This is a genomic window from Citrobacter gillenii, assembly GCF_013337685.1.
Taxonomy (GTDB): Bacteria; Pseudomonadota; Gammaproteobacteria; order Enterobacterales; family Enterobacteriaceae; genus Citrobacter; species Citrobacter gillenii.
Genome location: NZ_SUQN01000003.1, coordinates 393,345 through 410,040 on the forward strand (window position 1 = coordinate 393,345; position 16,696 = coordinate 410,040).

16 protein-coding genes are annotated in these 16,696 nt (G+C 55.7%); 5 read left to right on the forward strand and 11 right to left on the reverse strand.

All coding sequences use genetic code 11. The features are described 5' to 3' along the window. The first annotated feature begins 5 nt into the window (after positions 1–5). From tssK to FCH32_RS09155, 5 genes are read left to right on the forward strand one after another with little or no spacing between them, the layout of a single operon-like run. On the forward strand, positions 6–1,343 hold the full coding sequence (gene tssK, locus FCH32_RS09135; RefSeq protein ID WP_174360788.1) for a type VI secretion system baseplate subunit TssK: 1,338 nt from the start codon (positions 6–8) through the stop codon (positions 1,341–1,343). Then, positions 1,324–2,073, forward strand: coding sequence for a DotU family type IV/VI secretion system protein (locus FCH32_RS09140; protein WP_174360789.1), 750 nt, complete (start codon positions 1,324–1,326; stop codon positions 2,071–2,073). Before tssK ends, FCH32_RS09140 begins: the two co-directional genes overlap by 20 nt. Next, entirely contained in the window at positions 2,070–5,609 is a 3,540-nt protein-coding gene (locus FCH32_RS09145; RefSeq protein ID WP_174360790.1) for a type VI secretion protein IcmF/TssM N-terminal domain-containing protein, read from the forward strand. Before FCH32_RS09140 ends, FCH32_RS09145 begins: the two co-directional genes overlap by 4 nt. Beyond that, positions 5,606–6,532: a type VI secretion system protein TssA gene (locus FCH32_RS09150; RefSeq protein WP_244958398.1), complete on the forward strand. Its 927-nt coding sequence runs from the start codon at positions 5,606–5,608 to the stop codon at positions 6,530–6,532. Before FCH32_RS09145 ends, FCH32_RS09150 begins: the two co-directional genes overlap by 4 nt. Then, positions 6,529–6,921 carry a DUF4280 domain-containing protein gene (locus FCH32_RS09155; RefSeq protein WP_174360791.1) on the forward strand — a complete coding sequence of 131 codons (393 nt, stop codon included), beginning with the start codon at positions 6,529–6,531 and terminating at the stop codon, positions 6,919–6,921. The genes FCH32_RS09150 and FCH32_RS09155 overlap by 4 nt, the downstream gene beginning before the upstream one ends. Positions 6,922–6,987: 66 nt before the next feature. Here FCH32_RS09155 and FCH32_RS09160 read toward each other — a convergent pair whose 3' ends face one another. From FCH32_RS09160 to pmbA, 11 genes are all read right to left on the reverse strand, one after another. Further along, positions 6,988–8,901 carry a BglG family transcription antiterminator gene (locus tag FCH32_RS09160; protein WP_174360792.1) on the reverse strand — a complete coding sequence of 638 codons (1,914 nt, stop codon included), beginning with the start codon at positions 8,899–8,901 and terminating at the stop codon, positions 6,988–6,990. 21 nt (positions 8,902–8,922) lie between these two features. After that, entirely contained in the window at positions 8,923–9,663 is a 741-nt protein-coding gene (dagF, locus tag FCH32_RS09165) for a 2-dehydro-3-deoxy-phosphogluconate aldolase (protein ID WP_174360793.1), read from the reverse strand. Further along, on the reverse strand, positions 9,660–10,778 hold the full coding sequence (locus tag FCH32_RS09170; RefSeq protein ID WP_146717607.1) for a DgaE family pyridoxal phosphate-dependent ammonia lyase: 1,119 nt from the start codon (positions 10,776–10,778) through the stop codon (positions 9,660–9,662). The genes dagF and FCH32_RS09170 overlap by 4 nt, the downstream gene beginning before the upstream one ends. Next, complete coding sequence (locus FCH32_RS09175; protein ID WP_174360794.1) at positions 10,762–11,895, reverse strand: amidohydrolase/deacetylase family metallohydrolase; 1,134 nt, start codon at positions 11,893–11,895, stop codon at positions 10,762–10,764. Before FCH32_RS09175 ends, FCH32_RS09170 begins: the two co-directional genes overlap by 17 nt. A 113-nt stretch (positions 11,896–12,008) precedes the next feature. Next, positions 12,009–12,653 carry a DUF4310 family protein gene (locus FCH32_RS09180; RefSeq protein WP_096758519.1) on the reverse strand — a complete coding sequence of 215 codons (645 nt, stop codon included), beginning with the start codon at positions 12,651–12,653 and terminating at the stop codon, positions 12,009–12,011. Positions 12,654–12,664: 11 nt separating this feature from the next. After that, entirely contained in the window at positions 12,665–13,441 is a 777-nt protein-coding gene (locus FCH32_RS09185; protein WP_096758520.1) for a DUF4311 domain-containing protein, read from the reverse strand. A 22-nt stretch (positions 13,442–13,463) separates the two neighbouring features. Further along, positions 13,464–13,763 (reverse strand): DUF4312 family protein, encoded by a 300-nt coding sequence (locus FCH32_RS09190; protein ID WP_096758521.1) that lies wholly within the window; start codon positions 13,761–13,763, stop codon positions 13,464–13,466. A gap of 2 nt (positions 13,764–13,765) precedes the next feature. Further along, positions 13,766–14,128, reverse strand: a complete 363-nt coding sequence (locus FCH32_RS09195) for an SFCGS family glycine-rich protein (RefSeq protein WP_096758522.1) — start codon at positions 14,126–14,128, stop codon at positions 13,766–13,768. Positions 14,129–14,138: 10 nt separating this feature from the next. After that, positions 14,139–14,459, reverse strand: coding sequence for a glycine dehydrogenase (locus FCH32_RS09200; protein ID WP_096758523.1), 321 nt, complete (start codon positions 14,457–14,459; stop codon positions 14,139–14,141). Positions 14,460–14,802: 343 nt separating this feature from the next. Continuing rightward, positions 14,803–15,189, reverse strand: coding sequence for a cytochrome b562 (gene cybC / locus FCH32_RS09205; RefSeq protein ID WP_096758524.1), 387 nt, complete (start codon positions 15,187–15,189; stop codon positions 14,803–14,805). 80 nt (positions 15,190–15,269) lie between these two features. Next, positions 15,270–16,622 carry a metalloprotease PmbA gene (gene pmbA, locus FCH32_RS09210; protein ID WP_096758525.1) on the reverse strand — a complete coding sequence of 451 codons (1,353 nt, stop codon included), beginning with the start codon at positions 16,620–16,622 and terminating at the stop codon, positions 15,270–15,272. Positions 16,623–16,696: the final 74 nt, after the last annotated feature.

Consider the following 16,696-nt stretch of genomic DNA (forward strand, 5'->3'; position numbering starts at 1 on the left):
ATACGATGAGCACAATTCCGGCAATGGTTTGCTGGTATGAAGGGATGGCAATGCTGCCGCAACATTTTCAGTTGCAAGCATTGCGCAATGAAACGCTTTCCGCCGCGCTCACAAGATGCGCTAATCCCTGGTTCTGGGGCGTCAGTCAGCTACAGATTGACGAAGCGGCATTATGTGCAGGAACGCTACGCATATTGCGCCTGGAGGCTATTATGCCAGACGGGACGCCGGTGGATTACGACATTGGCCGCGAACCGCTGCTGGAGTTTGACTGTACTCGTTTACTGCCTGCCGCACCGGACAGTGAGCATATCCTCTGGCTGGCGCTGCCGCCGCTAAACCGTGCCGGACAGTGGCAATTAATGAATAGCCGCTATCGCTCAGTTAACAGCCCCCCGCTGCCTGACCTGAGTAGCGGTGAATTTCCCGACAGCATTTCACAATGGCAGCCCGTACCGCGTCTGGTTCGCCAGCATGACCTTGCTGATTTCATCTGTCTGCCGCTGGTTCAGGTGGTGTATACCGAAGGTGGATTTCGTCTGAGCGAATGGTTTCCACCGACTCCCGCCGTCGGCGAAGAGAGCTATCTTGTACGCCGCACCCGTCAACTCTGCCTGCAAGCGAGAGAGAAAAACCTGTTCCTGAGCCGGGAAATGCAGTTGGCGCAGCAAGGTCAACGCCTGAATGACTGGCTGTGGTTAGCGTTATCGCTACACAGTATTCAGGGCGCACTGCCGCTGCTGGAAAGCCTTATCAATAGCGGAAAACCACATCCCCAGGACCTTTACCGCGCACTGTGTCTGTTTATCGGACAAACGGCAATACTGACTCAGGATAAGACACTGCCCCTGCTGCCAGCCTTTAATTATCAGAATATGCTGCCCGCATTTTCTTCCCTTTTCACCGTGTTAAAAAACCAGTTGGCACATATTCATCGCCGCTATCAGCGGCTCAACTTCAACAAACTGGATAACTCTTTTTCGCTGCAACTCCCTGCGGATATCCATGCCGGAGAGCCGGTGGTAATTGGCCTGCTGATGCCTGCTGGCAACACATCCAGAGCAGAAAACTGGTTACAACATAGTCTCATCGCCAGCCAGCCTTTCCTGCCGATTCTGCGCCGTCAACGCATGCACGGAATGACGCTTACACCGCTGGCAGCAGAGCAGCGCAGTGACTGGGAAATAGACAACAGCGTAGCCTTATTCACGCTAACCCTTACCACCCAGTGGTTTGAAAAAGAAACGCCGCTGGTCATCGCCTCATTGCACGAAACAGAGGATATGCCGCAGCGGATCATGCTTTACCGGCAGGAGGATTATCATGACGCCCGTGGATCCTGATATGCCAGCTTGCCGCCTGTTTGATGAGATTTATTCCCGCTGGTTGGCGCAGTTCGAACGTTGGAAAAGTACCATGTTGCCACCGAATGAACTGCATAATCAGGCCGTTGAATACGCCAGCCAGACGGTGGCGGAATATAACCGACGCCTGAGCCGCGAACTGGGTACGCCGTTTCAGCAGCAGATTGACGCCGCCGTTTATGCCCTGGTCGCGCTGATTGATGAGTCCGTACTCTACGGTGACTGGCCCGCACTCTCCCTGTGGCAGTCCTGCCCGCTGGAGTATCATCTGTGGCAAACCCACAGCGCAGGGGACCAGATCCCCCGCAAGATCACCGCCCTGCTCAATGAACGCAACCCAGGTCAGCGCGATTTAGCCGCCCTGTATTTGCGCTGTCTGACGCTGGGTTTTGGCTCCCGGCGAGATGATTTTTCCCCGCAGGTACACCAGGAAACCTGCCGCCTCCTGTGGCATTTTGCCTTTCAGCATGATGCTCAATTCAACGATATTGCCCAACGCATGGCTTCCGCTGCGCTGGGTTCACCATTACAGCTTCCGGCGCATCGTCGTCTACCGGATAACTCACGCCTGCACCTGATTGCTGTCATCATACTTCTGGCGCTACTGTTATTGAGTCAGCGCTTGTGGCTGAGTATTGAAGACGCCATCGGCGTGACTGCACTACCTGACTTCCCAGTGACTCAGTCCTGCCCGGGAGATGCCAAGTGACGCAGCCCTGGTTTACGCTACTGATTATTATGTTGATGCTGTTGGCGATTACCCTCTGGTGCGTCTGGTGGCAGTGGGAATACCGCAACAATACGTTTACCCGCGCGCAAAAGGAGATCCAGCGCGCCTGCGGCGGTCAAGATCCCTACGACAGTATGCGTATCCTGATGCTGGGTAACGAAGAAGATAACCGCCTGCTCTGCCGTAGTTGGTCACTGACCGACGGTCAGGAACACTGGTTCGGGCAGTGGTGGTTTAACTCCCAGTGCAGCATTCTGTGCTTGCCGCAAACACTGCAAACCGCAGGGAGGAAGCGGCTTATTCGCCAGAACGACTGGCAAAAAATACTGGCTGCGCTAGTGAAAAGCCGCCCGCAGCGTCCGCTGGACGCGCTAATCATCACCCTGCCACTGGACGCGCTGAACGGTGATGATGTCACCCGCGCTAGCCTGCTGAACAACTGCCAACAAATTCAACAGGTGTGCGGGCTGAGTCTGCCCGTCTACCTGCTGATAAGTGGCATGGAATCTCTGGAAGGAACCGCCGCTCTGCTGGCGATACTGCCGGAGGATGCCCGCCGCAGCCCCATTGGCAGCGCAATACCTACTGCCAGAGAAGCTATCTGGAAACCACAGTGGATTGACGACGTGTTGGACAATGCCCGGATGTCGCTGCGACGACTCATCACCGAACTCGGTGCTCTGCAAGGGAGCACGCCGGAAACACTGTTCCAGTTACCAGAAAACCTCCCGCAACTTGCCACGCCGCTACATGATTATTTCGATACCTTGTTCAACAGCAATGCTCGCGATGAACCGCCGCTGCTGAGAGGGATCTGGTTTGTTGCGCGAACGATGGCAGAGGGCAAACCGCAGATGCAGTTTTGCCAGACGCTGCTGAGCGGGAAAATTGCCGCTGAACGCGGCCTTGCATTGCCCGTGCGTCGCCTGCTGCGCCTGAACCTGCGCCGCCATTTCATTACCCTTGCCTGCTATAGCTGTCTTTGTGTTCTGTGGCTGGCGGCAATGACCTGGAGCTGGCGATACCAGCACACCAACGCCGTACTATTGCACGATCGTCTGCAGGTTCTCGCCACAGGCGTCCGAGCCGATATTACTGGTGAGCGTTCTACCACGCTGTACTGGCGGGTACTCAACGGTATTCCACAGTGGCAGTTTCGTTCCGTCGTCTGGCCAGGCTCGCTGTTCAGCCACACCGATAAAAAATTGCGGGAGACGTTTAACAACGTCACCCTGATCAGCCTGTTGGTTCCCGCCACCAACAGTATCTGCCTGCAAAATCAAGATGAAAGGGGTTCGGAGCAGGACGATCTGCTACCCGAAGAGCGTTACCAGCAGATTCAGCACTTGCTCGCTCAGGCAAAACAAATGGAGTCGCGCTATTTGCCGTTGCTACAATTGATGCAGATGAAGCAACCCACCGTGCAGACGTTGGCAAACGTCAGCGCCAGCATTTGGGACGTGACAGTTGACACCGACTCTTTGCCCTCGCAGGAGAAGCTCAACGAGATGTTTGCCACACTCAATCTCTCACGTCTGAAATTACCCGACGCCAGTGAACTGACTCAGCGCAACAGCGTACAATTTTCTCACGAAACTATGCGCTGGCTGGAGCAAAACTATGGCAACACCAGCCTGGATAGCAACGAAGAGCAGCTCGAACAACTGCTGGCGCTATTCGGCAATGGCTCCGGGGTTACCCCATTATTCGTCCGCTCACTGGTCCGGCAGGTTAGTCGCTTACAGGCAACGCTGACGACCATCAATAACTTGAGCCGCGATGCAACGAACTCGCCAATCAGACTGCCACTGGATGAACTGCTCACTCAGGCACGAACCCTCAGGCTTATCGACAACAGCGTGGTTCAGGAACTGCTTCGCCACGAAACCCTACTACGCCAACGCTTTCTGGCGCAGGTTGATGGTTCCAGGCTGCACTTCTCCTCGTTAACTGAGCAATCCCCGGAAGGACAATTCAGCGTATCGACGGATATTCTGGCACTACAAAAAAGCTTGCGTGATTTACTTAATCAGCCCTTCTGGCAACAGGGAGCAAGTCAGCCTACCGAGACCTCCGTCGGTTATCCCGGTAATCTGCAACTTCAGCAAGCTCTGGCGCTGTATGGCGGATATGAGCGCTTTATACAGCAGCTTTCGGACAGCATCTGGCGGCCTAAACTCACTATGCTGGCGCAACAGGCGGCGGAAAACGCCATGCGTCAGGCACTCTACGCAGGCGCACCTGAGGCGCCGGATCGCAGTAATATCAGTACCGCCAGCGCGGATCGGGTCATTGACGCCTTTAGCCAGCTTAACCGCCCTCAGTTTGCCATTGTATTACGCCAGCAAACTGCCGCCCAGGTGATTAGCCGGGTACGTCAGGACGGTGGCGCGTTACTTCCGCCGATTAACCCTCCGGCGGTCAATTACGCTACGACAGAACAAGCTCAGGCTAGCGGGCAGAAAATTGTCGGGTGGGCTAGCGCACAAGCAGAGCAAATCTCCGGCGTACTGGTCCGCTATCAGCAGGATATTGACTGGCTCGACAAGCAGCGCCCATGGCTAACGGCAACGGATAACCAGATTATCGTTCGCTGGAGCAGTTCACTGGCGGCCATGCAACGACTTCAACAACAGGATCCTGGCAGTCCGCCGATGCAGATGGCGACCCTTGCCGCCGTGCTACCGACGCTCTCCGCACAGAACTGCCAGAGTGAATTGGCGCAGTTTCGCAGCGATGGCAGTAACGATTTTTACGGTCAATCGCTAAACGCTTTGGTAAACGCATCATTGCAAAAATGTCAGCAGTTACGCCAACAGGCCAGCATCGGCGCGGTACAGAAGATCTTCAATCTGTACAACATCTGGCTTGCGGGGCGCTTTCCCTTTACCGCTGTGCCAAACGCGCCGGATGCTGATGTCGATCGGGTGCGCGAACTGACTCTTTTGCTGGCGCAACTCCCCGCTGAAACGCTATCCGAACAACCGCCACTGATTCAACAACTGGCAGCAGCACAACCGTTACTTTCGGCGTTGGTCAGCCCTGAAGGCGTGACGTTACGGGTCATCTGGCGAACCTCACGCAACCATGAGGCTGGCGCGGATCAGATTGCCGACTGGCGGCTTGTCGGCAATCAACAATCGATCAGCTACCCCGGCGGCTCGACGGACCTGCACTGGCGCAGCGGCGATAGTCTGAGCTTTAGTCTGCGCTGGGCAGCCAATTCCACCTGGCGTCCAATGCCAGGCCTGTCACAGACAGGCGTAACGGTAAGCGGTGATACTGGTCGTTGGCGCTGGCTGGGGGCATGGTCGCTGCTCAGGATGATTGAACAACAGCGCGTCGATGGCGCGCTGACGCAACCGCTGCCGCTACGCTTTTCGCTCCCCGTAAGCGATGGTCAGAAGCCATTGCAGTCGACGGTATTTTGGCAGGTCACGTTGTTAGGTGCCCAAAGCAAAGCGCCGCTACCATGGATACCGCTTACCGAGCAGGGATTATCAAGAGGAAAATGATGGAACATATTCAGGCATTACTGGCCCCCATTCAGGCGGATAATCCGTGCGGGGACTCTATCCGTTATTCACCCGAGTTCGACAGGCTGGTCGCCGCTCGCCAGCAGGATGACGAAACGCTGCCCACCGGCGTCTGGCAGAGTACGCCACGCCGTGCCGACTGGGACGAAGTTGCCAACATTGCCACTCTGCTGACGAAAACGCTCAGTAAGGATCTGGTGATTATGGGCTGGCTGGGGGAAGCGTGGATTAGGATTCGCGGCTTAGCTGCCCTACCCGATGCATTGGCATTAGTGACTCTGGCGCTTGAACATTACCCGGAGGAATTGCATCCCCAAATTAAAGAAGGTGACTATGACTATCGCGCCGCGCCACTGTGTTGGATAGCGCAACATTACGCCACGCTGGTCGCTGAAGCCTCGCTGTTTATCGCCCATGGGGAAACCGTCTCACTGACGCAGTGGCAGCAGGGAAAATTTTCTGACATTCCGCTACCCGGCGCAGACGAAGCGCCCCTTCAGCCTCTGGCATCCAGCATCGAGTGGCTCAAACGTCTCAATGCCGTCTGTCAGAGTTGGCCCGAAGCTTCAGCCCCCTCCTTCAGCTTGCTTGAACAAAAAATCAAAACTTGCCTGCAGGCGTTAGGAGGCAGCGCATTGCCAGTGCAACCGCAATCTGTCAGCGAGGAAAGCGCCCCAACATTCAGCAATAACGCCACATTTACCCATCGGGAGGAGGCATATCTGATGATTAAACAGGTCGCAGACTACCTGGCGCGCACCGAACCACATAGCCCGGTACCCTATTTGCTGTACCGCGCCTTTGCCTGGGGGCACACACCGCTGCCGGAACTGCTCTCAGAACTGATTAATAGCGATGAATCCGCTCGCCGACTGTGGCGGCAACTGGGGGTGTTACCATGAGTTGTCCAGGAGTCTGTACCGGCGCACTGCTACAATGTTCCTTTGGCATCGCGCCTGGTACGCTGAACGTACTGCCCACCAGTCGAACCATCGTCAGTAACATGCCAATGGCGAATATTATGGACAACAAACCATTTGTGAATATTCTACCGTTCGCGATGTGCAACAGCATCGCCAACCCGACCGTTGCTGCCGCGACCGCCGCAGCGCTGGGCGTGCTGACGCCAATGCCGTGCATTCCCGCCACACCGGCACCCTGGGCGCCGGGATCACCCACGGTATTAGTGGGAAATATGCCCGCCCTTACCGCCCAGTCAACATTGATCTGCATGTGGGGCGGCGTGATCCAGATTAGTTTTCCTGGGCAGATGACGACTGTTGTGGCGTAATGTTATGCCCTTGAAATTAAGGGTAACGATTGCAGGAGACTACGCTGCAAGGTAATTGCGGCGTCTTTAAAAACGACTGACGCACTCCATGGCAACCGTTTTGAACTCGGTAAAATTCTGACACGCACAGAGCCGCGTCATAGCGCGTTCACGCAGGAAGGTGACGAAAATATCGTAGATGGCCATCGCTTCTTCATACTCGCTTTTACTAATGGCCAGCAAGAAGATCACATGTGCGGTTTCGTCTCCCCAGGCGATGCCCTGCGGGGCGAGCACCGTATAGACCACCGTTTTTTTAGCCAGCAAACCGAGGGAGTGCGGCAGGGCAATGCTATCACCCAGCAGGGTGCTGACGATGGCCTCGCGCTCAACGACGGAGTCGAGAAACTCCGCATCGACAAAGCCTTCATCGTGCAGCTGGCCGCATAACGTGTTGAACAGCGTCTGTTGATCCATCGGTTCGTCAATAATGCGAAAATGGGCGGCGTCGAAGAACTTGTTCAGCATCCACGGGCGGGTGCGATCCACCAGCACCAGCTTACCAATTTGCTCCAGCTGATAATCAGTGGGGAACGGGGCGATCATCACCACAGGCTTATCTTTTTCATTTATTCGTGCGGTAGAAATCACGAAGTCTTCGCTGATGGCGTCCCGTTGTTCGTAGTCGCGCAGCGTCACGGTGCCGACAATCTCAATCTGCGGATATTTACGCGCCAGCACCGCTTCAATCATTCGCGCCATGGCGTTTCCTGCGTCACAAACCAACAGCACACGAGGCTGTCGCTGGTAACCGATGTTGTAACTACGTTCCAGTCCAACGCCAATGTGCAGCACGAGGAAGCCAATCTCATTTTCGCTAATGGTATACGGGGTGTATTTCCCCCAGCCTGACACGGCGGCCAGCGTCATATCCCATGCCATCGGATAGTGCTGTTTAATATTTTCCAGCAGCGGATTGGGGATCATGATCTGGTAGCGTACCCGGGTGATCATGGTCTTAATATGAGTCAGTAGATCGGCATGCAGTTGCCGATCGTTCATCAGGTTGTAATTGTACTGCGTGTTGATAAAACGCAGGATGTAATTGACCAGCGCTTCGTCATCATCGGCGTTAATCGCGCTGGGGGCGATATCCTGTACCTGACGGGCGGCGATATGTACCTTCAGCCAGTTCTCCTCAAACACGGAGAGTGGTTTGTCTGCCAGTTGGTGCAGGACCGAAGCAATTTCCCGCGTCGCCAGGCACACCTCATGTTCCACCTCTTCTGCGGTAAATTCCGGCAGCGGATAGCCCTCGCTAATCCGGCGTACCGCCACCGCACAATATAAGCGCAGAAAGAGCTCTCCTTCGTCGGTCAGGCGAATATGAAAGCGGGTGAAAATATCCTGTAAAACCGGCTGCAGCTGTTGCGGGACGCCCGCATTGAGCGCCTCTTCCATCACCAGCGGATGGGCCGGATCCTGCTGCGCCAGCATCCACAGAAGATCGGTCAGACAGGCGCGGATCGCCATCTCACTGCCAAACAGCTTCATCCCATGTCGGGGGCGCGTTTCCAGCGTCAGTCGATAGCGTTGCAGGTGCTCACGCACGTCTGCCATGTCGTTTTGCAGCGTCGCCCGGCTGATGAACCATTCATCAGCTAAATCTTCCAGCTTCAGCGAAAAAGCCGATGTCAGAAAACGAACCACCAGCCAGTGTACCCGCTCCTGGCTGGTACGCGGAATGCGCAGCAACCGCTCGGGCTGCTGCGTTTGTAACGTCTGGTAGCGTGCCGGATCGTCAATTTTCAACTGATAACCGTTGCCCCGGCTAAGGACAAACTGCGCGCCATACGGGGTGAGAAGCGCGTTCAGCGCGGTAATATCCGCCCTGACCGTGCGTGTGGAAACCGACAACCGCTGCGCCAGCTCATCCTGCGGCAGCGCCTCGCTTTGCAGCATGCCAAACAGCTGCGCTAAACGTTGGTTGGGGAATCGCACGTCAGTTTCCTCACTAATCAGTTAACCTACGCAGGCCCGGGTCATTGCCAACAGCTGGCGCACATCGTCAGGCCGGGTGTTGCCGCTCACCTTATCAATAATAGAACTATAAATGTGAGGAATGATTTTGCTCACGCCGGCATCAAGGGCAATCTGCAGAATCTCAGTAAAGTTGTCCAGGTCGATACCGCCCGTAGGCTCCAGCCAGAAGTCATGCCGGGCGCAGGCTTCAGCCACCGCCTGATATTCGTCGCGGCATTGCAGACCGCCCATCGGAAAGTATTTAATCGAGCTGCCGCCCATGTCTTTCAGCAGTGCAATGGCGGTTGCCACCGGTACCACACCATCTGCTGACTGGCTGCTGAGCGGGCCGGTGGAGATCTTCACCCAGCCCGGCGTACCGGTTGGCGAAACCAGACCGTTGACCACCGTTTGAGATTGCCCCAGCAGCGCCCGACTGGTCGCCACGCCGGTAAACACCTGATTGACGTGCTGCGGCTGCACCTGACGGGAAATTTCACTAACCATCGCCGACTGGTTCGGATCGCCCGCCCCGAGACCAACGGACAGCGCATTGTCGATAAGCGCCGCGTATTCACGCATATCCGCCACCGCGCTTTCAACGCTCGGGTAATTTTTGGACAGCACACCGACCAGCACATGGCCTTCGGCCGCCGCGTAAATATCACTGGCGTTCTCTTTTGACCCCGCCAGCACGTTCAGGCAGACGCGATCGCGATAAAAGTTAGGCGTCAGTTTCATACTTTTTTCTCCTGCCCGGTCACGTCCGCAATACGACGCGCCACTATCTCCAGCTGCGCGCGGTCTACACTGCGCACGTCCGCTTCAATAATGCCTTCGTTGGCTTTGTAGCCGCGGAAGTAGATCGCATACTCGCCCTGCTTAAGCGCCTCAACCAGCTCGCCGGTGGCGATCCCGGTTACCGCTTCGTCAAACTTAATTTCGGTACGCGCAATGTCGCGCCCTGCGCTGTCCCACACCACCCGCGCACTGACGCCATTGAAGGTATTCAGCGTATTAATAAACGGCGTCATTTTTTCGACCATCTCCGCGCCGCTCTCTTTCTGCGCGCTGAGGTACAGTTCAATGGCGCAGGTCAGCCCGAGAATGCCCTCTTTGCCGACCTTCATCGCCCGGCCAATACCTGCCGTCTGGCGTTTCACCCACTCCACATATTGTGTTTTACCAATCACCAGGCCGCTGGTTGGCCCTTCGATCGCCTTGGCGCCGCTGTAAATCACCAGGTCCGCACCGACACGGTAGTAGCACTGCAAATCTTCTTCCGCCGCTGCATCCACAATCAGCGGCAGATTATGCGTACGTGCGACCACGGCGGCCTGCTCTACGCTGAGCATGCTTTTTTGTACGCAGTGGTGCGATTTGATATACAGAATGGCCGCCGTGCGCGGCGAGATGGCGGCTGTCAGCTGCGCCGCCGAGCATTCATTGGCGTAGCCGGCCTCGACTAACTTGCCACCGCCAAGCGCCACCATGCTGCCAACCGGTGCGCCAAAGTTGACGTTATGGCCGCGAGGCAGCACGATTTCGTTGTTGTCGATTGGTGTGGCGTGCAGGTTTTCCAGCAGCCAGTCGCTGTCTTTTACCAGCACAGCCGCCACTGACAGGGCAATCCCCGCCGAGGCACAGGACACCACCGTGGCGCCTTCCACCTCGAGCAACTTCGCGATGTAGTCTCCGGTTTTATTGACCAGATCTTTCATTTCGAAGTACTGATTCATCCCCGCCATCGCGGCCTGTACCACTTCGGGTCGCGGCGTAGAGACCCCAAGCGCAGTCATGCGCCCAGAGGTATTAATAACCTGTTTTAAATGGTATTTCTCAAAAATCGAAGGCATGTTCCACGCTCCCTTGTTCGGTCATATAGCCCTTGCCTGCACGTATTGCAGCAAGCGGTACCAGCAGTTGTTCAGCCTGCAGGCTGTCGTTTTCGGCATCGACCAGCACGGCGGGCTGGCGCTTCAGCGTAAAGAGGGTGAGATCGGCATCCAGACCGACCTGAAGTCGGCCTTTATTTTTCAGGCGCAGGCCGTCGGCGGCACTGGCGGTCACGCACTCAATGACCTGCGGGAGCGACATACCGATGGCGAGAAATTTCGACATTACGTTGGCCAATGAATGCACCGGGCCACTGATGCGGTTGCGGCAGTAAATATCTGAGCTGATGGTGTGCGGCAAAATGCCTAAGCTGATGGCGCGTTTCGCCACCGCAAAGCTCAGACTGGCGGTACCGTGTCCAACATCGAGGCGTACGCCGCGCGAAATCGCCCGCGTTACCGAGGCCCGTAACTCGCCTTCTGGCGTCAGAATACGGTTCGGTTTGCCGTTATAGCAGTGGGTAATAATGTCGCCCGCCGTCAGGCGTTCGGCGACCTCATCCAGATCCGGCGGGTTGTTACCGATGTGCACCATTAGCGGCAGGTCACCATTCTGCGCTTGCATCGCTTTGGCGTGGTCCAGCGGGATAATGCCATTTTCACCGACCACGCTGCTGCTCATCCGCGCCTTCAGGCCGACAATAAAATCCGGGTGACGTTGCACCGCCTGCTTCACCGCGTCAGCGTCGATATTAGCCATATTGGCCAGCTCGTTTTGCGCAATCAGCCCCACGCGGGAAATATTCAGCAAGGCATAAACATCGGTGGTCGCTTCACGGGTTAAGGTATAGAAATCATCAATATCATCAGCGCCGGTGCTACCGGCATCCACCACCGTGGTGACGCCGGTGGCAATCCCGATGCTGTCAGGCTGGTCATGATAAATCGGGGATTTCGGGTAGCAGTGGACGTGAGAATCAATCCACCCGGCGCTGACGTAGCACTCACCGCGTAAATTGACGGTTTTCACCGCCGGATCGGTTATCTCGCCCAGCGCCGCAATTTTGCCGTCCTTGACCGCAATATCGCTCACCGTATCGTCTACCAGACGCGCATGGCGCAGGAGTAAATCAAACATCACACTCTCCTGTAGAAAGAGGAAATCGGTTGCCGGATGGCGACATAAATGTCTTATCCGGCCTACAACGAGTACGATGCTGTAGGCCTGATAAGCGCAGCGCCATCAGGCAATTAGCTAATCGCAATCGGGAAGATGGAACCGAGGATCATGGCCCCAAGGATCGCACCGCCGGTGATCGGTTTCTGCCACAGGTAAAACAGCAGCGCCCCGGCCAGAGAACCGACGCCGATAGGGATGGAAGCCGTCATCGCGCTGAGGATGATCAGCGGTCCAAGGAAGCGACCTGAGGCGTTACCGGCTCCCATCATCACGTCCGCCCCGTAGGTCGAATCGCTCTGATTGATGGTGAACTTACGCGCCAGAATGATGATGTAGCCAATTGCCAGGCCAATCACCAAACCGGTGACCAGCGAGGCAGCAAAGTTAGCGACCGGGAAAATAATGCCAGCCCCCAGCAGCAGTGCCGGCACGCCCAAACCAACGCCGGTCTGGATGGCCCCGCCGATGTCCAGGATACCCACCAGCGAACCTTCAATAATGCGGGCAAACAGGAAGCTCGCACCAAACGCCGCTACCGCCCCGTAAGAACCGGTGTCCATTCCCGCTTTCAGCATTGCCACAAAGGCCACTTCGTTAAACGCACCGATGCCATACAGGTAGTACATGTGCGTGCCGGCAAAGACGCCGGAGGAGAGCAGTCCCACGAAGATCGGGAACGACCAGTCGGCGAACCAAAAACCTTTATTCTGTTCCATTGTGGCCTCCGTTATTTGCCGCTGAGTGAGTTGTGGATCAGTTCCAGCCAGTTAGGCACGGTCAGATGGAAGGATTCGATCATCTTCATATCGAAGCCGCGGAAGAAACCACTCAGCACGAACAGCGCCACGATCGCCACCATCATCACTTTAGTGACGTGGTTCCAGCCGCTCTCTTCGACGCCTTTACCAATCAAAATACCGAGCACCAGACCCGGTACGGCGTTGCCCATTATCAGCTGCGCCGCGCCGCCAAAGACGGTCGCCCAGAAACCCGATTTCTTCCCGGCATCGATTGCCGCCAGCCAGAAGATCACCGGCATCACGGTGTTGACCAGCAGGTTTGCCGCCGGTACCAGCACCTTCACGGCAGTAACCTGCAGCGCCGCCGGTACGGATGACGCGGTCAGGTTCAGGAAGGTCACGACAATCATGCCAATCACGCCACAGGCAATCGCCATGCGTCTGGGGTCATGCAGCGTCTCACCGACATTACGGTTTTTGAGCATCAATGCCGCCGCACCCCAGTTAGGGATGATGCGGTGGTCAACGTCCTGCGTGAACGCCCCCGCCGCAACGGATGAAGCCCAGGCGTTAAAGAAGAAGCCCAGGCCGAATGAGAAGTGAGAAGCAGGATCCCCTTCACAGGAATTCAGCTCCCCCAGAGTACGAAACGCGCCCATCCCCTGAGAGGTAGGCGCATGAAACATGCGTGCAGCCCCAGCGCCGACACCTACGCCAACCAGCGCGCCGATGATGAGCGATTTTATTAATATTATCAGGAACATAATTATGCCTTTTAATAGTGAATCAGCGTTGCGTGACGAAATCCACCTTCTCAAGATTGATGGCAGTCACGTTGACGGTCACATCCAGCTCCACGCTGAAAGTGCGTCTTTCGCGGCGCAAAAAGAGGAATAAAAACGCCTCTTTACGCACCGTTTCACGCGCTTGAACAACCTGCACATCCTGTGGCTCAATACGCAGTAAGATATGCGGTGACCCTTTCATCACCGCGGCCTGAACGTGGTTCAGGGCATCGGCAAAGGCGCGCGCTTTGGCGTCACCCTTACCCGTGACTCTCACCGTTGTGGTGAATTGCTCTTTCATACTTAAGCGCCGTATTTCTTTTGCCACGCCTGCACCAGGCGCTCGCCGAGCTCTTCTTTGTCCATAAAGCCGAATCCCAGCACGTTACAACCTTCGTTGATGGCGGTGACGCCCTCTTCAACCGAGCGCATACCGTATTTGGCTTTGTAACCATATTTGGTCTGCGCGGTGATAGCCCCCGCGCCGCCGCTGCCGCAAAACGAAATGCCAAAGGTGGCGTTTTCCGCTTTCATCATGTCACCCAGCTTCATATCTGCCGCCACGCCCGGTACCACGACCGCACGTCCGCCTGCTTTCTCAACGCCTGCCGCCACTTTCTGGCCTTTACCCAGACGATCGCCAATCACCACAGTAATCTGTTCCATCTTGTGCTCCTTAAAGGTTCTCTTTTGCGACTTCGAAATGTACCGACAGCAGCCAGGCCTCTTCTTCAGGAAGGTTGCCAAACTCCGCCACGATGTCGCGGGCAAGTGCCATTGATTCGGCAGATATTTCATCAAATAAGCTGGCATCGACTTCAGGTAGCGGTTCACCCGTCACCGAGCGGTGCGCCATGGCGCGAACATGCGATGTCAGCATTTGTTCCTGTACGGCATTGGGAATGATGTGGCGTGCGCGCAACAGGGCATACACCTGCGCCAGCATGCGTTCGGCCAGTTCACCAGACGGTGTCACCGATTCCCCCCTGTCATTCATTACCGCTCCGTTATTCACTCGTCATACCCCACTAATGGCTCTAAGCGTAAACTAACGGTGGAGGTTAAAAGTTTGTAGCGAGTTGTTTTCCACTTCGAAGTGGAAAGGTGAGCAACGATAGTGATCTGTGCCGCAAAAAGGGCGGGATTGGCTATTTATCGCCTGGATAACGTGATGGGGATCGCACGAGATAGCAGGGAAACCGCAAGCGGCAGGAAAAACGGGTTGGCGTTAAAAGTTAAAAAATGTGATGGGTATAGCGTTTACTTATGGGGGCGGTGCCGGATGGATACGCTGTCGCGTCTTATCCGGCCTACGACGTCGCGCAGGCCGGATACATAAATTAACGGTACTTCTTATGGTAAGCGTTACGGGTGGTTTTTAGCTCCTCCGCTGCCGCTTTCGCCTCTTTGACTTTACCTTCGTTCGCCAGTTTTAACGCGCCGTCGATCTGGCCGATCAGCGTGTCAAAGCCGTGACGGAAATCTTTCATCTCCGGGCTGTCCGGGGATTTAGTTTCCAGCTTCGGTGGCGTTCCTTTTTGTGCATCCTGCGCGGCTGCACGCATTTTGGTTAACGCGTCTTTCAGTTCAGTTGCGTTATCCGTTTTTTCCACGATTTTCAGGTTGTCGTTGAGGATCCCCATATCGTCTTCGAGATCGGCTGCAAACGCAGATGAACCTAAAACCAGCGTTGAAGCCGCGACGATCGCTAACAGGTGTTTACGCATTGCTCACTTCCTTTTTTATTATTAAGAATAACGCCAGATACCCGTAATAATTCACGCCGCAGCTCGAAGTATGACGGGTATTACTGCCCGGCGATTTTCATCTCCGGCAGTAGCACAGAACCACACTGTATATTACTGCGCGTTTCAATATCGTTACCGACGGTGACAATATTGCGCCACATGTCTTTCAAGTTACCGGCGATGGTGATTTCACTCACCGGGTACTGAATTTCACCGTTTTCGACCCAGAAACCCGCCGCGCCGCGCGAATAATCGCCGGTGATACCACTCACGCCCTGCCCCATCAGCTCGGTTACTACCAGACCCGTGCCCATCTCTTTGAGCAACTGCTCGAAGCTTAGACCTTGTCCGGGAATACGCCAGTTATGAATACCACCGGCATGACCGGTGCTTTTCAGTCCCAGCTTGCGGGCAGAATAGTTGGTCAGCAGCCACTGAGTCAGGACGCCGTCTTTGATAATATCGCGACGTTCCGTACGCACGCCTTCGCTGTCGAACGGCGAAGAGGCCAGCCCTTTCAGCAGATGCGGGTGTTCTTCAATGGTCAACCATTCCGGCAGAATTTGTTGGCCCAGCGAGTCCAGCAGGAAGGTAGATTTACGATACACCGAGCCACCGGCAATGGCCCCGACCAGGTGTCCGAACAGGCCGGTCGCCACTTCATTGGCGAAAATAACCGGTGCTTTCATTGTGGACAGTTTACGCGGTGACAGACGGGATAAGGTGCGGCGCGCACAGTCGGCCCCCACCCATTCCGGCGTTTGCAGATCGCCGATTGCGCGGCCAATGGTGTAGGCGTAGTCGCGTTCCATATCGCCATTTTCTTCGGCGATCACGCAGCTGGAGAGAGAATGACGCGTGGAGCAGTAGCCCTGCAGCATACCGTGGCTGTTACCAAACACTTTGATACCGTAGTGGCTGTTAAAGCTGCCACCTTCGGTGTTAGTAATGCGCTTATCGGCCTGCAACGCCGCTTGTTCAGCACGTGCCGCCAGTTCGATGGCTTCGTCAGGCGAGACTTCCGCCGGGTGGAACAAGTCTAAATCTGGCGCATCAAAGGCCAGCAGTTCTTTATCCGCCACGCCTGCGCACGGGTCCGGCGAGGTGTAACGAGCAATATCCAGCGCAGCCTGCACGGTACGCGCAATCGCCTGTGGACTTAAATCGGTGGACGACGCACTACCTTTACGGTTCTGGTGATACACCGTAATGCCCAGCGCCCCGTCGCTGTTGAATTCTACGTTCTCCACTTCACCATAACGGGTGCTGACGCTAATACCCGTCGTCTTGCTTACGGCGACTTCTGCACCGTCCGACTGAGCTGATGCTAATTCCAGTGCTGTCGAGACTGCTTCTTCCAGAATCTTACGCTGCGCTTCAACTTGTGAGATTACTTTCATCGCAAATGCCATAATGTAGAGAGAGTTTCTCTGAAGTCTAACAGAGAACCGTTTTTCAGTGCGCATCTTAACTGGTAACATTAGCC